The sequence below is a fragment of the Streptomyces sp. AA4 genome (assembly GCF_000158875.1).
Taxonomy (GTDB): Bacteria; Actinomycetota; Actinomycetes; order Mycobacteriales; family Pseudonocardiaceae; genus Amycolatopsis.
In genome coordinates this window covers 3,374,469-3,392,031 of the sequence record NZ_GG657746.1, presented here as the reverse complement: position 1 = coordinate 3,392,031, position 17,563 = coordinate 3,374,469, and the positions used below count along the sequence as shown (strand labels likewise).

Annotated in this window: 1 protein-coding gene; it reads right to left on the bottom strand. The window is 72.7% G+C overall.

The annotated features are described in order from the left end of the window. Positions 1 to 7: 7 nt before the first annotated feature. Positions 8 to 17,560: a non-ribosomal peptide synthetase gene (locus SSMG_RS15790; protein ID WP_009077408.1), complete on the bottom strand. Its 17,553-nt coding sequence runs from the start codon at positions 17,558 to 17,560 to the stop codon at positions 8 to 10. Positions 17,561 to 17,563: the final 3 nt, after the last annotated feature.

The following is a 17,563-nucleotide window of genomic DNA, read 5'->3' as shown; positions in this document are numbered from 1 at the left end:
GGAGTCCTCACGATTCCAGTTCTGCGGCAAGCCGTTCCAGCTCGCTCAGCACGAGGTCTTCGACGGTTTCGGCCAGCGCCGCGACGGTGCGCGCGGCCATCACGTCGGCCGGGGTCAGCCGGACGTCGAAGAGCGCGCTGGCTTGGGCGGAGATGTGCAGGCTGCGCAGCGAATCGCCGCCGAGGGAGAAGAAATTGTCGTGCGTGCCGACCCGGTCCGCGCCGAGCACCTCGGCCCAGATCCGGGCGAGCGCGCGCTCGGTCTCCGTCTCCGGTTCGACGTGCCCGGTCTCCGCCGCCCGCGGCGCGGGCAGCGCACGCCGGTCGAGTTTTCCGTTGCCGCTCACCGGAAGCCGGTCGAGCGCGACGAACCGCGACGGCACCAGGTAGTCCGGCAGGGACCGGGCCAGGAACTCCCTGAGCACGCTTTCTTCGGCCGCGGACACGACATAGGCGACCAGCTGCTTGACGCCGGGCTGGTCCTCCCGGACGAGCACCGCGGCCTGCGCCACGTCCGGATGCCGGGCGAGCACGGCCTCGACCTCGCCCGGCTCGACCCGGAACCCGCGCAGTTTGACCTGGTCGTCGCGGCGGCCGAGGAATTCCAGCGTGCCGTCCGGCCGCCAGCGGACGAGGTCGCCGGTGCGGTACATCCGCTCCCCCGGCGGGCCCTCGGGGTCGGCGACGAACCGGTCCGCGGTCAACCCCGGCCGGTCGCGGTAGCCGCGGGCGAGGCCCGCTCCGGCGAGGCACAGTTCGCCGGGCACGCCCGGCGGCACCGGGCGGAGGTCCGCGTCGAGCACCCGGACGCGGGTGCCGTCCAGCGGGCGGCCGATCGGGATCCGGTCCGGCGGCGGCGCGTCCATCGGGTAAGCGGTGGCGAACACCGTCGTCTCGGTCGGGCCGTAGCCGTCGACGACCCGCAGCCCGGGACATGCGGCGAGGACCCGCCGCACGGCCTCGGCCGCGACGACGTCGCCGCCGGTCCAGACCTCGCGCAAGCCGGCGAAGCATTCCGGCGTTTCCTGCGCGAGGACCCGGAACAGCCCGGCGGTGACCCAGACCGCGGTCAGGCCGTGCTCGCGGACGAGATCGCGCAGCAGCGGCGCGTCGAGGCCGGGGTCCGGGCTGGTGACGACCCAGCCGCCGGTCAGCAGCGGGACCCACAGCTCGTAGGTCGAGGCGTCGAACGCGAGCGGCGAATGCAGCAGGACCCGTTCGTGCGCCCCGCCGCGGAACCGGTGGTCGGCGGCCAGCGCCGCGATGTCGCGATGACGCACCACCACGCCCTTCGGCACCCCGGAGGAGCCGGACGTGTACATCACGCAGGCCGCCTGATCCGGGTCGACCGCCACGTTCGGCTCGCCGTCCGGCTCATCGTCCACAGAGGACAGCAGAACGGTCTGTCCGAGCGGATGTTCCTCCGCGGCAACGATGAACCGGACCCCTTCGAGCAGCACGCGCTGCCGTTCGAGCGGAGCGCGCGGGTCGATCGGCAGATACGCGCCGCCCGCCTTCGCCACGGCGAGTTCGGCGACCGCCGCGGCGGCGTGGTCCACCGCGAGCCCGACCGGTTCCTCCGGCCGCAGCCCGAGTCCGGCCAGCCGGTTCGCGAGACGGTTGGCCCGCCGGTTCAGCTCGGCGTAGGTGACCGGTTCGCCGCCGAGGACGGCCGCGAGCGCGTTGGGCCGGACTCGGACCTGCTCGGCGAACAGCTCCGGCAGCGACCGGGGCTCCGGTGCGCCGCCGGGGTCCGCCCGTTCGGCGAGGAGCTGGGTCTCGGCCGCGGTCATCACCGGGACGGCGCCGAGCGTCCGGTCGCCGTCCGCGGTCAGGCCGCTGAGGATTTCCAGCAGCCGGGCCGCGAGACCGGACACCGTCGCGGGGTCGAAGAGCGCCGGGTCGTAGCCGACGTCCACGGTCAGTTCCGAACCGGGCGAGGCGACCACGGTGATCGGGAAGTTCGTCGTCTCCCGGGCCGACAGGTCCCGCACGGTCAGGCCGTGCCCCGCCGCCGCGCCGGTGATCGGGTAGTTCTCGAACACCACCAGGCTGTCGCACAGGTGCACCCCGCCGGGCAGGCCCGCCCAGCCCTGGACGCGCGCCAGCGGGACCTGCCCGTGCCCGCGCGCTTCGGCCTGCGCCGCTTGCAACCGGGCGAGCCAGTCCGCGACCGGAGCGCCGCGGTCCATCGCCACCCGGACCGGCAGGGTGTTGATGAAGATGCCGGGAATGTCGTCCACTCCCGGCACTTCGGCCGGACGTCCGGAGGCGGTCGCCCCGAACACGACGTCGTTCTGTCCACTGTAGACCGACAACAGCAGTGCCCACGCTCCCTGCAGCACGACGTTGTGCGTCAGGCCGTGCCGTTTGACGAACGCGTCCAGCCGGGCGGTGGCGGGCCGGTCCAGGCGGACGGGCAGCCATTCGGCCGAGCACGGGGCGTGGCCGGACGGCGGGGTCCGGTCGCTCGGCAGCTGCGTCGGACCCTCGATCCCGGCGAGCGCGGTCCGCCAGAATTCCTCGGCGGCGGCTTGGTCGTGCTCGCCGAGCCAGGCGAGGTAGTCGCGGAACGGCGGCCGCGACGGCAGCGGCTGCCCGGCGTAGGCGGTGCAGACGTCCGAGAGCACCTGGAAGACGCTCCAGCCGTCGAGGAGGACGTGGTGGAACGTCCACAGCACCAGGACTTCCGTGCCGGACAGCCGGGCGAGCGTGATCCGGGCCAGCGGCGCGACGGCCAGGTCGAGGCCCTGCGCACGGTCTTCGGCGAGCAGCCGCGCCAGCTCCGCGTCGTGGGGGTCCAGATCGGTCCAGTCGAGGTGCCGGACCGGCAGCTCGGCTCCGCGGTGCACGACCTGGACCGGCTCGTCCACGCCGGCCCAGACGAACGACGTGCGCAGGACCGGCGTCCGGTCGACCACCTGCTGCCACGCGCGGCCGAGCCGCTGCGGATCGGTGACGCCTTCGAGCACGAAGGTGGCCTGCTCGAAGTACATGCCCTGCGCGGTCTGCGACAGGCCGTGGAAGACCATCCCGCCCTGCATCGGCGTCAGCGGGTAGATGTCCTCGACGTCCCGGCCCTCGACCAGCTGGTCCACTGCCGCCTGGTCGAGCGCGGCGAGCGGGAAGTCGGACGGGGTGCGTCCGCCCGCGCCCGGTTCGGCGCAGTGCGCGATGATTTCCCGCAGCGCCGTCAGCATCTGCTCGGCCAGGGTTTCGACGGTGTCCCCGGCGGTGGCGTGGGACCAGGTCAGTTCCAGCACGCCCGCTTCGACCCGGCCGACGACGTCGAGCACGTGGGTGCGGGGCGCGTCCGGATCGACGTCGGCGTCCAGGCTGCCGACGCGGAACAGCCCGCCTTCGGCCGCGCTGAACTGGCCGAGGTAGTTGAAGCTCACCTGCGGGTCGATCGCCGGGGCCGTGCCGGTCAGGTAGCGCAATGCGCCGTACCCGATGCCCCGCCGCGGGATGGCGCGCAGCTGTTCCTTGACGGACTTCAGCGCGGGACCCCATTCGTCCGGGACGTCCAGCGCGACCGGGAACATGCTGGTGAACCAGCCGACCGTCCGCGACAGGTCGACGCCCTCGAACAGCGCCTCGCGGCCGTGGCCTTCGAGGTCGACCACTGGGGTTTCGCCGGTCCAGTCCCGCAGGACGCGGCCGAGCGCGGTCAGCAGCACGTCGTTGACCTGCGTCCGGTAGACCTCGGGGACGTCCTGCAGCAGCGCCCGCGTTTCCTCGGCGGTGAGGCGGACGGTGACCTCGCGGGTGTCGGCGATGCGGCCCGGCTCGCCCGGGGGCACCGGCGGGAGGGACTGCCAGTGGGCGAGTTCGTCGTCGAAACCGCCTGCCTCGGCGTGTTCGGCGAGCCGCCGGGCCCAGGCGAGGAACGACGTCGTCTTCGGTTCGAGGTCCTCGCCGCGGTAGGCGGTTTCCAGGTCCTCCAAGAGAATCCGCCATGAAACACCGTCGATGACCAGGTGGTGCGCGGCCAGCAGCAGCCGCCGCCCGTCGAGGACCGCCTGCAGCAGCGGGCCGTGTTTGACGTCGAACGAGGGCTCGCCGACGAGCAGTTCCACCGGACCGGCCGGGCGGCTGTGCTGGGTTTGGCCGAACCGCAGGCGCAGGGCGTCGTGGTGTGCCCAGACTGTTTCGAGGGCGCGACGCAACGCTGTCTCGTCGACGTCCTCGGCGAATTCCAGGACGACCCGCTGGTCGAACCGCTCCGGCTGGGTTTCGAAGTACCACCGCTGGATCGGCGTGAGCGGTGCTTCGCCCACGACGGGTCCTTGCTCGGCCTGCGGCCCGCGGTCTCCCCCGGCGTGTGCGGCCAGGGCGGCCAGCGTCGGATGCCGGAACACCTCGTGCGGCAACAGGGCCAGCCCGGCCCGGCGAGCCCGGGACACGACCTGGATGCTGAGGATCGAGTCGCCGCCGAGTTCGAAGAAGTTCGCCTCGGCCCCGATCTCCTCGACGCCCAGCACCTCCGACCAGATCCCGGCCAGCACCCGTTCGGCTTCGGTCGTCGGGGCCGTGCGGGCGCCGGTCGCGGCGAAGTCCGGGGCGGGCAGGGCGTGCCGGTCGAGTTTTCCGTTGCCGGTCAACGGCAAGCGGTCGAGCCGGACGAACGCGGCCGGGACCATGTAGTCCGGCAGGGTCCGGCCGAGGAACGCGGGCAGTTCGTCGGCGTCGCCGGTGTAGTAGGCGACGAGCCGTTTGACGCCGTGGTCCTCGCGGGCCAGCACGGCGGCCTGGGAGATGCCCGGGTGCGCCGCCAGCGCGGCCTCGACCTCGCCGGGTTCGATCCGGAAGCCGCGGATCTTGACCTGCTCGTCCACGCGGCCGGCGAAGTCCAGTTCGCCTCGCGCGGTCCAGCGGACGAGGTCGCCAGTGCGGTACATCCGCTCCCCCGGCGGTCCGAACGGGTCGGGCAGGAACCGCTCGGCGGTCAGCCCGGGGGCGCCGTGGTAGCCGCGCGCCAGGCCCGGCCCGGCGAGGTGGAGTTCGCCGAGCGCGCCCGGCGGCACCGGCCGCAGGTCGGGGCCGAGGACGTAAGCCCGCGTGTTGTCCAGCGGCTTCCCGATCGGCACGACGTCCGGCACCGGGCCGAGGACCGGATGCGCCAAAGCGAACGTCGTGGTCTCGGTCGGGCCGTAGACGTCCACGACGGTCGTGTCCGGGCAGGTTTCCCGCACCCGCCGCACCGCGGCCGACGGGACCGCGTCGCCGCCGGTCCAGACTTCCCGCAGGCCGCGGAAGATCTCCGGGGCTTCCTTCGCGGCCAGCCGGAACAACCCGGTGGTGAGGAAGGCGGCGTCGACCCGGTGCTCGGCGAACAGGCGGCCGATGGTTTCGAGATCGAGGTCGCCGGGCGGGGCGACGACGACCGTGCCGCCGTTGAGCAGCGGCACCCAAAGTTCGTACGTCGAGGCGTCGAAGGCTTGCGACGCGTGCAGCAGCACCCTCCGATGCCCGGCGAACCGTCGGTCCGCCGCGAGCGCCACGATGTCCCGGCGGGTGGGTGCGACGCCCTTCGGCTTCCCGGTCGAGCCGGAGGTGTACATGACGTACGCCAGGTTGGCCGGGTCCGCCTGCGGGAGGTGCCCGGCCGCGGTCTGCTCGCCGGGCACCACCGTGGGTCCACTGTGGACTTTTGCCGCGGTAGCACGCCAGGAGTCGTCGGTGACCAGGATCTTCACGCCGGCAAGGAGGATTTTGAGCCTCGGCGCCGGGGCGCGGGTGTCGAGCGGCAGGTACGCCGCACCGGCCTTGACGATCGCCAGCTCGGCGACGACCAATCCCGGCGAGCGGTCCATCAGCACGCCGACGAGCGTTTCCGGCCCCGCCCCGAGCGAGACCAGGTACCGCGCGAGCCGATCGGATCGCCGGTCCAGTTCCGCGTAGGTCAGGCAGATCCCGTCGCCCGCCACCGCGACCGCTTCCGGCGCGCGCCGGACGTGCGCGGCGAACAGTTCGGTCAGGTCCTCCGACGGGAGCGGCTGGGCGGTGTCGTTCCACTCGACCAGCACCCGGTGGCGTTCCGCTTCGGTGAGGAGGTCGATGTCTTCCAGCGATCCCGGGCCCGCGCTGAACGCGTCGAGCACGGCGAGGAGCTGCCGGGTGATCCGCTCCGCGGTGCCGGCGTCGAACAGGCCGGGGTCGTAGCCGACGTCCAGGGTGAGCTGCTCCCCCGGCGACGCGACGACGCTGATCGGGTAGTTCGTCGTCTCGGCCGCATCGACGTCGCGCAGCCGCAGTCCGCGCGTCGACGCCTTGTCGATCGGATAGTTCTCGAACACCACGATGCTGTCGAAAAGGCTTCCGCCGCACCCGCTCCAGGCCTGCAGCTTGGTCAGCGGCAGGTGGCCGTAGCGGCGGGATTCGACCTGCGCGGCCTGCAGTCCGGCCAGCCATTCGGTCACGTCGGCCCCGGTCACGGTGGTCCGCACGGGCAGGGTGTTGATGAAGATGCCGGTGATGTCGTCCGCGCCGGGCAGGTCGACCGGACGGCCGGAGACCGTGGTGCCGAAGCAGACGTCGCGCTCGCCGCTGAGCCGCGCCAGCACGAGCGCCCACGCGCCCTGCAGAACGGTGTTGAGCGTGAGACCGGCCCGGCGGGCGAAATCGCGCAGCCGTGCCGAGTTTTCGACCGGCACGCGCAGCCATTCCGACGACCGGGTCGTGTGCGCCTGCGCGGGAGCCCGGTCGTAGGGCAGCCGGGCGGGCGCGACGAGGCTGCCGAGTTCGCGCCGCCAGTGCTCTTCGGCGGCCGCGTCGTCCTGCCGGTCCAGCCAGGCGACGTAGTCGCGGAACGGCGGTCGCTCAGGCGGCTCAGTGCCGGAGTAGGCGGCGAAGACGTCGGACAGCACGCCGAAGACGCTCCAGCCGTCGAGGAGGACGTGATGGAACGTCCACAGCACGCGGACCTCGGTGTCCGACAGCCGGGCGAAAGCCAGGCGCAGCAACGGCATTTCGGTGAGATCGAGCCCGCGCGCCCGGTCCGCGGCGAGCAGGTCCTGCCACGCCCGGTCGCGTTCGTCCGGGGTCCGGTCGCGCCAGTCGTGCCGGGCGATCGGAACCGGGACCCGCCGCCGCACGACCTGGACCGGTTCGGGCACGCCCTCCCAGGCGATCCGCGTCCGCAGCACCGGCGTCCGGTCGACGACCCGCTGCCACGCCCGTTCCAGCGCGGCCAGCTCCTCGACGCCGTCGAGCACGAACCCGACCTGCTGGAAGTAGACGCGCTCGCCGGGCTGGGACAGCGCGTGGAACACCATCCCGGACTGCATCGGCGTCAGCGGGTAGACGTCCTCGACCTCGCGGCCGTCGCCGACCAGTTCGTCCACAGTGGACTGATCGAGGGCGGCCAGCGGGAAGTCCGACGGCGTCCGGCCGCCCGCCGCCGGGTCGGCGCAGTGCCGGATGATCTCGCGCAGCGCGGTCGTCATCGCGGCCGCCAACGTGTCCACAGTGGACCGGGTGTGCACGCCTTCGGCGTAGTACCAGGTCAATTCCAGTTCGCCGGTCTCGACGCGGCCGACGACGTCGAGCAGGTGCGCGCGAGCCGAACGAGGGCTTTCGTCGGATTCGAGCCGGCCGGAGCCGAACTGGCCGAGGTAGTTGAAGCTCACCTGCGGGTCGATCTCCGGCGCGGTGCCAGCCAGATACCGCAGCGCGCCGTAGCCGATCCCGCGCCGCGGCACCGCGCGGAGTTGCTCCTTGACGGACTTGAGCGCCGCGCCCCAGTCGTCCGGGACGTCCAGCGCCACCGGGAAGACGGTGGTGAACCAGCCGACCGTCCGGGACAGGTCGGCGTCCTCGAACAGCTCCTCGCGGCCGTGGCCTTCCAGGTCGACCACGGCGGTCCCGCCGGTCCAGTCGCGCAGGACCCGGCCGAGGGCGGTGAGCAGCACGTCGTTGACCTGCGTGCGGTAGACCTTCGGGACGTCTCGCAGCAGCGCCGCCGTCTCTGTGGCGGACAGCCGGACGGTCACCGAGCGCATCGATGCGACGGTCGCGTCGCCTCGCCCGTCGACCGGCACCGTGGTCCGGCCGGACACGCCGCGCCAGTAGCCGAGTTCGTCGTCGAAGCCGCCCGCGGCAGTGTGTTCGGAGAGCCGGATCGCCCAGTCGCGGAAGGACGTCGTGCGCGGTCCGAGGTCGATCGGTTTGCCCTGCCGTGCCTGGTCATATGCGCGCTCGAAGTCCTCGAGGAGCACGCGCCACGAGACGCCGTCGACCACGAGGTGATGCACGGACAGCCGGTCGTGCTCGAACCGGACCAGCGGCGCTTCGGCACCGACCGGGCCGTTCTCCTGGAGCCAGTGCGTCTCGCCGCGGGCGAAGCGCATCCGGAGCGCGTCGTGGTGGGCCAGCAGCGCCTCGACGGCCGCGTTCGCCGCGTCCGGGTCGAGCGTTCCCAAGCGGACGAACTGGTGGAAGTGGTCCGGTTCGGCGGTTTGCGTCGCGAAGAACCAGCGCTGGATCGGGGTGAGCGGCACCGGGCCGTGGACCGGGCCGCGTTCGACGGCCGTCGTCGCGGTGCGAGCCGCCGCGGCGAGCGCGGCCGGGGTGCGGTGCGCGAACAGGTCGCCCGGCTGCAGCTCCAGTCCGGCCCGGCGGGCGCGGGAGACAACCTGCATGCTCAGGATCGAGTCGCCGCCCAGCTCGAAGAAGTCGTCCGTCGCGCCGACGCGTTCGACGCTGAGCACGTCGGCCCAGATCTCGGCGATGGTGCGTTCGCGCTCGGTGCGCGGTGCGACGTGGTCCCGAGCGCCGAACTCGGGGGTGGGCAACGCCTGCCGGTCGAGTTTCCCGTTGACGTTCACCGGGAAGCGCTCCAGCCGGACGAACGCCGCGGGCACCAGGTAGTCCGGCAGCGTCCGGCCGAGGAATTCCGCCAGGCCGGCGGTTTCGCCGACCACGTAGGCGACCAGCCGCTTCACGCCGCCGTCCTCGCGGGCCAGCACGGCGGCCTGCTCGACGCCGGGATGCTCGCCGAGCGCGGCCTCGATTTCGCTCGGCTCGACCCGGAACCCGCGGATCTTGACCTGCTCGTCCGCCCGGCCGACGAATTCGAGCGCGCCGTCGTCGTTCCAGCGCACCAGGTCGCCGGTGCGGTACATCCGCTCCCCCGGCGGCCCGAACGGATCCGCGACGAACCGGTCGGCGGTCAGCCCGGGCCGGCCGAGGTAGCCGCGCGCCAGTCCCGCGCCGGCGAGGTGCAGTTCGCCGGGCGCGCCGGGCGGGACGAGCCGGAGATCGGCGTCGAGGACGTACGCGCGGGTGTGGTCGAGCGGCCCGCCGATCGGGACGACGTCCGGGATCTCGCCGGGCAGCGGGTGCACGGTCGCGAACGTCGTGGTTTCGGTCGGGCCGTAGACGTCGGCAACCAGGGTGTCCGGGCAGGCCGCCTGGACGCGGCGCAGCGCGGCCGCGGGGACGGCGTCGCCGCCGGTCCAGACTTCCCGCACGCCCGCGAAGACCTCCGGCGATTCCTGCGCGACCAGGCGGAACAGGCCGGTGGTCAGGAACGCGCCGGTCACGCCGTGGGTCGTGAGCGAGCGGCCGAGCGTCTCGACGTCCACGTCTCCCGGCGGGGCCAGCACGACGGCGCCGCCGTTGAGCAGCGGAACCCACAGCTCGTAGGTCGCGGCGTCGAAGGCCTGTTGCGAGTGCAGCAGAATCCGGTCGTGCCGCGCGAATCGCTGGTCGATCGTGAGGGCCACGACGTCGCAATGCCGCGCCGAAACGCCCTTCGGACGGCCGGTCGACCCCGACGTGTAGATGACGTAGGCGAGTTGTTCGGGATCGACGCGGACGCCGGGCGGTGTGTCCGGCGCACTGCGCTCGCCGGTGAGGATGGTCCCGGAGTGGACCTCCTCGGCGGTCGCCAGCCACGCGGCGTCGGCGATCAGTACGGCCGCTTCCGCCTCCTGCAAGAGCAGGCGCAGCCGGTCGGCCGGAGCGCGCAGGTCCAGCGGCAGGTAGGCGCCGCCGGCCTTGACGATCGCGAGTTCCGCGACGACCAGTTCCGGCGAGCGGTTCATCAGGACCGCGACCCGGTCCTCGGCCCGCACGCCCGCCGCGAGCAGCCGATGGGCCAGCCGGTTCGCGCGGACGTCGAGTTCCCGGTAGGTGATCTGCTCGTCGTCCGTCACCAGCGCGACGGCGTCCGGCGTGCGGCGGGCTTGCGCCTCGAACAGCTCCGGCACCGCCTTGGCCGGGAGCGGGCGCGCGGTCTCGTTCCGTTCGGCGAGCAGCTGCTCGATCTCGGTCTCGGACAACATCGGCACGCGGGACACCGGCTCGTGCGGGGCCGCGACCATGCCCCGGACCAGCGCTTCGAGGTGCTTCGCGAGCCGTGCCGCCGCCGGGTCGCCGATCCGCGCCGGGTCGTGCGTGAGAATCATCGACAACCGGCGCCCGGGGTAGGCGACGACGCCCAGCGGGTAGCTCGTGCGCTCGGCCGCGCGGACGTCCCGCAGCTCGGACACCTCGTCGATCGGGTAGTTCTCGAAGACGACGATGCTGTCGAACAGGCTCCCGCCGCCGCTCCACGCCTGCAGCTTCGTCAGGCCGACGTGCCCGAACCGGCGCGATTCCGCTTGCGCTGCTTGAAGATCGCGCAGCCACTCCGAGACCGCGCGCGTGCCGTCGAGCCGGACGCGTACCGGCAGCGTGTTGATGAAGATGCCGGGAATGTCGTCCGCGCCGGGCAATTCCGCCGGACGGCCGGACACCGTCGCGCCGAAGCACACCTCGGTTTCCCCGCTGTAGCGCGCCAGCAACGCGGCCCACGCGCCTTGGACGACGGTGTTGACGGTCAGCCGGTGCCGCCGCGCGAAGGCGTACACCGCGGCGGACGTCTCGTCGTCCAGTTCCACCGGGACCCGGCCGGTCGAACTGGAGGTGTGTGTGCGGACGGCGGGACGTTCGAGGGGCAACGGCGTCGGCGTCACCCCGGCGAGTTCGGCCCGCCAATGCTCCTCGGCGCGCTCGTCGTCTTGCGCGGCGAGCCAGGCCGCGTAGTCGCGGAACGGCGGCCGGACGGGCGGTTCTTCGCCGCGCAGCAGGGCGACGACGTCGGAGAGGATGCCGAAGACGCTCCAGCCGTCGAGCAGGACGTGGTGGAAGGTCCAGAGCACCCGCACTGTCGTGGCGGACTCCTTCGCGATGGCGAGCCGCGCGAGCGGAGCCTGCGCGAGGTCGAACCCTTCCGCCAGGTCCTGTTCCAGTAGATTTGCTAGGGCTTTTTCCGGGTCTACAGCGGACCAGTCCAGATAGGACACTGGAAGATCTATCGCGCGGTGCACGACCTGCAGCGGCTGTGGCACGCCGTCCCACACGATTCGGCTGCGCAGAATGGGGGTCCGCTCGACGATCCGCCGCCAGGCCTCGCCGAGCCGGTGCGGCTCCGGCACGTCGTCCACAGTGAACGAGACCTGTTCGAAGTAGACCCGGTCGCCCGGCTGGGCCAGGTCGTGGAACACCATCCCGGCCTGCATCGGCGTCAGCGGGTAGATGTCCTCGACGTCGCGGCCGTCGCCGACCAGTCGGTCCACTGTGGATTGATCGAGTCCGGCGAGCGGGAAGTCCGACGGCGTCCGGCCGCCCGCGTCCGGCTCGGCGCAATGCCGGACGATCTCGCGCAGCGCCTCGGCCATCGCCGCGGCCAGGCGGTCCACAGTGGACTTCTCGTGGACGCCTTCGGCGTAATGCCACGCCAGTTCCAGCTCGCCGCCCTCGACCCGGCCGACGACCTCCAGCAGGTGCGGACGGACGGTGTCCGGAGAGACGTCCAGCGCGAGTTCCCGGTGCAAGGTCAGATCGCCGGGCAGGTCGAACTGGCCGAGGTAGTTGAAGCTCACCTGAGGTTCGATCACCGGGGCCGTCCCGGCGAGATACCGCAGCGCGCCATAACCGATCCCCCGGCGCGGAACCGCGCGCAGTTGCTCCTTGACTGCCTTCAGCGCCGCGCCCCAGCCGTCCGGAACGTCCAGCACGACCGGGAAGATGCTGGTGAACCAGCCGACCGTCCGCGACAGGTCGACCCCGTCGAACAGTTCCTCGCGGCCGTGCCCTTCGAGGTCGACGACCGGCTGGTGCCCGGTCCAATCCCCCAGCACCCGGCCCAGCGCGGCCAGCAGCACGTCGTTGACCTGCGTCCGGTACGCCTGCGGGACCTCGCGCAGCAACGCGTGCGTCTCGTCCGCGGTGAGCCGGGCGGTGACGACGCGGGCGCGGCCGAACGTGTTCTCCGCCGTGCCGTCGCACGGGAGCGGGACGGGCGCGGGCAGTTCCCACCAGTGCGCGAGTTCGTCGTCGAAGTCGCCCGCCGCCGCGTGCTCGGCCAGCTTCGCCGCCCACTCGCGGAAGGACGTCGTCCGCGGGCCGAGGTCGATCGGTTCCTCCCGCACCGCCTGCTGGTACGCGCGGTCGAGGTCTTCGAGCAGGAGCCGCCACGACACGCCGTCGACCACCAGGTGGTGCGCGGCCAGGTGCAAGGTCCGCGGTTCGCCGGTCAGCGACCATCGCAGCTGCGTGTGGCCTTCGCCGACGGGAGCGTTGTGCTGGTGCCAAGCCTCGCGGTCGCGGCTGAACCGCATCCGCAGCGCGTCGTGCTGCTCGGACAACGCGGCCAGCGCGCGGATCAACGCGGTCAAGTCGACGTCCGCGGGCAGTTCGACGGCGATCGTCTGGTCGAAGCGGTCCGCGCCCAGGCCGAAGTACCAGTGCTGGATCGGAGTCAGGACGACGTCGCCGCTCTCCGGGCCGCGCGCCGGGATCGCGGCAGCCTCGCTGAGGTTCGGGGCGAGCGCGGCGATGGTCTGGTGGCGGAACAGATCGGCGGTCGTCACGCTGAGCCCGGCCTGCCGGGCCCGGGCGCTCACCTGGATGCTCAGGATCGAATCGCCGCCGAGGGCGAAGAAGTTGTCGTCCACACCGACGCGCTCGACGCCGAGCACGTCCGCCCAGATCCCGGCGAGCACGGCCTCCCGTTCGGTACGCGGGGCCACCGTCCGCTCGCTGGCAACCTGCGGCTCCGGCAGCGCGCGGCGGTCGACCTTGCCGTTGGCGGTCAGGGGCAGCTCGGCCAACGGGACGAGCGCCGACGGCACCAGGTAGTCCGGGAGCGTGCGGCCGATCGCCCGGCGGAGGGCCTCGGGGTCGACGTCCGCCGGGACCACATACCCGACCAGCTGCTTGCGTCCGCCGGTCGTCCGGGTCGTCACGAACGCCTGCGCCACGCCTTCTTCGGCGGCCAGCGCGCGTTCGATCTCGGCCGGTTCGACCCGGAAGCCGCGGATCTTGACCTGGTCGTCCACGCGGCCGAGGAATTCGAGCGTTCCGTCGGCGCGCCACCGCCCCCGGTCGCCGGTGCGGTACATCCGGGTCCCGGGCGCGCCGAACGGGTCGGCGACGAACCGCTCCGCGGTCAGGCCGGGCTGGCCGAAGTACCCGCGCGCGAGCCCGGCTCCGGCGATGCAGACCTCGCCGGCCGCGCCGCGCGGCAGCAGCCGGAACCGGTCGTCGACGACGTGGATCTGGACGTCCCGCAGCGGCGTGCCGATCGGGATGACGTCGGGGACCTCCGCCGACATCCGGAACGAGGTGGCGAAGGTGGTGGTCTCGGTCGGGCCGTAGCCGTCCACGACCGCGATCCCCGGGCAGGTGTCGAGGACCCGGCGGACGGCGGGCGGCGGCACGACGTCGCCGCCGGTCCAGACCTCGCGGAGTCCGGCGAAGCACTCCGGGCTTTCCTCGGCGAAGAGGCGGAAGAGGCCCGCGGTCAGCCAGAGCGCGGTGATGTCGTGCTTCGCGACCAGCCGCTGGATCGCGTCGGCGTCCAGGTCACCAGGCGGCGCGACGATCACGGTGCCGCCGTTGAGCAGCGGGACCCACAGTTCGTAGGTCGAGGCGTCGAAGGCCAGCGGGGAATGCAGCAGGACGCGTTCGTGGCCGGTGAAGCGCGGGTCGGTCGCGAGGGCGGTGACGTCCGCGTGGCGCACCGCCACGCCCTTCGGGACGCCGGTAGAACCCGAGGTGTACTCGACGTAGGCCAGGTTTTGGGCGCTCAGCGGGATTTCCGGAGCGGGTTCGTCGAAGTCCGCCACGAGCCGGGTCGTTCCCTTGTGGACGGTTGTGGCGGTGTCGTGCCAGTTCTCGTCGGTGAGCACCAGCTCCACGCCGTCGAGGACGCGGCGCATACGGTCGGCCGGGGCGCGCAGGTCCAGCGGGAGGTACGCGCCGCCAGCCTTGAGGATCGCCAGCACGGCCACGACGAGATCGGCCGAGCGGTCCATCAGCACGCCGACGCGGTCCTCCGGACGGACGCCCTGCCGGACCAGGTGCTGTGCGAGGCCGTTCGCCCGGGACTGCAGTTCCGGGTAGGTCAGGCGGAGGTCGCCGGATATCACCGCCGTGTCGTCCGGTCGTTGCTCGACGCACTGGTCGAACCGCGCGGGCACCGTTTCGGCGGGCGTGTTGTCGCGTTGGCTCGGGAGAAGGAACCGACGGTCCTCGGCCGTGAGCAGCGGGAGGTCGCCCACTCGTCGCGCCGGGTCCTCGGCGATCCCGGTGAGCAGGACTTCGAGGCTCTGCGTGAGCCGTTCGATAGTGGCGGCGTCGAAAAGCGCGGTGGCGTACTCGACGGTGACGCGCAGGCCATCGGGTTGCGGCCAGAACTCGACCACGAGATCGAAGCGCGCCGAGGGCCGCGGCAGGGCGTACTCGCTTACCCGCAGCCCGGCGACCGTGCGGTCCGCCACCAGCGGTCGCTGCAGGACGACGACGGCCTGCACCAGCGGCGTCCGCGACGGGTCGCGTTCCGGCTGCACTTCCTCCACGACGCGGTCGAACGGGACGTCCCCGTGCGCGAACGCGGCCAGCACGGTCTCGCGGAAGTCCGTCAGGAAACGCTCGAACGGCTGCGCACCGTCCACTGCGGACCGCAGCACGAGAGTGTTGACGAAGAACCCGGTCAGCTGCTCGAGTTCGGCCCGGTCGCGTCCGGACACCGCCGTGCCGACCGCGAGGTCCCGCTGCCCGCTGTAGGCGGCCAGGACGACCTGCACGGCCGCGGTCAGGGTCATGAACAACGTCGCGCCCCGCTCCCGGCCCGCTTCGGCGACCCGGCGGACCAGGCCGGCGGGCAGGTCGTGCCGGTGCACCGCGCCTTCGGTGGCGCGCTGCGCGGGTCGCGGGCGGTCGGTCGGCAGCGCGAGGGGTTCGAGGCCGTCGAGGGTCTCGCGCCAGTAGCCGAGCTGGTCGAGGCGTTCGGACGCGAGCCGCCACCGGGTGTAGTCCTGGTAGCCGAGCGGCAGCGGCGGCAGGGCCGCGCCGCCGTAGAGGTCGAGGAGTTCGCCGGTGAGCACGGCGATCGACCGGCCGTCGGTGACGATGTGGTGCTGGCACAGCAGAAGCAGGTGCTCGTCCGGGCCCAGCGAGAACAGGACGGCCCGGGTCAGCGGGCCCGTCCGGAGGTCGAACGGCCTGCGCAGTTCCGCCTTCAGCGTCTCGTCGTCCGGGGCGGAATCCGCTATGCTGACGGGGATTTCCCCGGTGGGCGCGATCCGCTGCATGCCTTGTCCCGCAACGGAATCGAACGTCGTGCGCAGCGATTCGTGCCGGACGCACAGAGAGGCCAGCGCGCCGTGCAGCTTTTCGAGGCCGAGCGGGCCGGACAGGCGGATCCCGACGCCGGTGTTGTACTCGGCGCTGCCGCCGGTCATCTCGTCGAGCAGCCACAACCGCCGCTGCGCCGGGGACAGCGGAAGCAGGTCCCGCGGCGGCTCGACCGGGATCGCCTGGTCGGCTCGCGGGCCGTTTTCCAGCAGCCGCGCGAGTCGCGCCACGCTGGGCGCGTCGAACAGCGCCCGCGCCGAGAGATCCGCGCCGAGCGTGCGCCGCAACCGGGACAATGCCTGCACGGCCAGGATCGAATCGCCGCCCAGCGCGAAGAAATCGTCCTCGACGCCGACGCGGTCCAGGCCCAGCACTTCCGCGACGATCTCGGCGACCGCGCGTTCGGCGCCGGTTCTCGGCGCGCCGCCCTCCGGTTCCGCCGACGGTGCGGGCAGTGCCTTCCGGTCCACTTTTCCGTTGGCGCTCAACGGAAGCTCGTCCAGCACGACGATCGCCGACGGCACCTGGTAACCCGGCAGCACCGCCGCGACCGCGGCTTTCAGGTCTTTCCGCGGCGCGCCCGGCACCAGCACGACGTAGCCGACCAGGCGCTTCGTCCCCGGACCGTCCTCGCGCGCGACGACCACCGCCTCGGCGACGGTGTCGTCCGCGGCGAGCACGCCCTCGATTTCGCCGAGTTCCACCCGGAAGCCGCGGATCTTGACCTGATCGTCGGTGCGGCCGAGGAATTCCAGTTCGCCCTCGTCGTTCCAGCGGACCACGTCGCCGGTGCGGTACATCCGCTCGCCGGGCACGCCGGGATCGGCGACGAACTTCTCCGCCGTCGCCCCGGGACGCGCCCAGTACCCGCGCGCCAGCCCCGCGCCGGCCAGGTGCAGTTCGCCGGATTCGCCGGGAGCGACCGGATCCAGCGCGTCGTCCAGGACGTACGCGCGCACGTCGTCCAGCGGGCGGCCGATCGGCACCGCCCGCACGTCCGCCGACCGCACCGCGTGGGCCGTCATGAAGGTCGTGGTCTCGGTCGGGCCGTACCCGTCGACGACCGTGACGTCCGGGCACGCGCGCAGCACGCGGCGCACCGCTCCGGCCGGGACGACGTCGCCGCCGGTCCAGACCTCTCGCACGCACTGGAAACAGTCCGGCGCTTCCTGCGCGACGACCCGGAAGAGGCCCGCCGTCAGCCAGATCGCGCCCACGTCGTGCCGGGACAGCACCTCGCGGAGGCTCTCCACGTCGAGGTCGCCGGGCGGCGCGACCACCACGGTCCCGCCGGTCAGCAGCGGCACCCACATCTCGTAGGTGGAGGCGTCGAAGGCCGCCGGCGAGTGCAGCAGCACCCGGCGGTGCGCGTCCCCGGCGAATCTCCGGTCCGCCGCGAGCGCGGCGACGTCGCGGTGCCGGACCGCCACCCCCTTGGGCGAACCGGTCGAACCGGAGGTGTGCATGAGATACGCCAGATTGTCCGGATGCACTGGCACCGCGGGGAAATCCGCCTCCGGAAGCTCCCGCCCGAGCGCGACGATCTGTCCACTGTGGATCCTGGTCGCGCGGACCGGGTCGTCGGTGAGCAGCACCGTGACCCCGGCCTCGACCAGCAGCGTCCGCAACCGGCTGTCCGGCGCGCGCCGGTCGAGCGGCACGTACGCCCCGCCCGCGGCGACCACGGCCAGCTCGGCGACGATCAGCCCCGCCGACCGTTCCGCCAGCACCCCGACCCGGTCTTCCGTGCGCAGCCCGAGCCGCAGCAGGCACGCGGCGAGCCTGCCCGCCTCGCCGGCCAGTTCGGCGTACGTCAGCCGGGTCGCCGCGCCGTCCACGGCGAGCGCGTCCGGGGTCTGTCGCACCCGGGCGGCGAACAGCTCGGGCAGGCTGCCCGCACGGCCCGGTTCGGGCGGAATGTCTTGGGCGGTCATGGT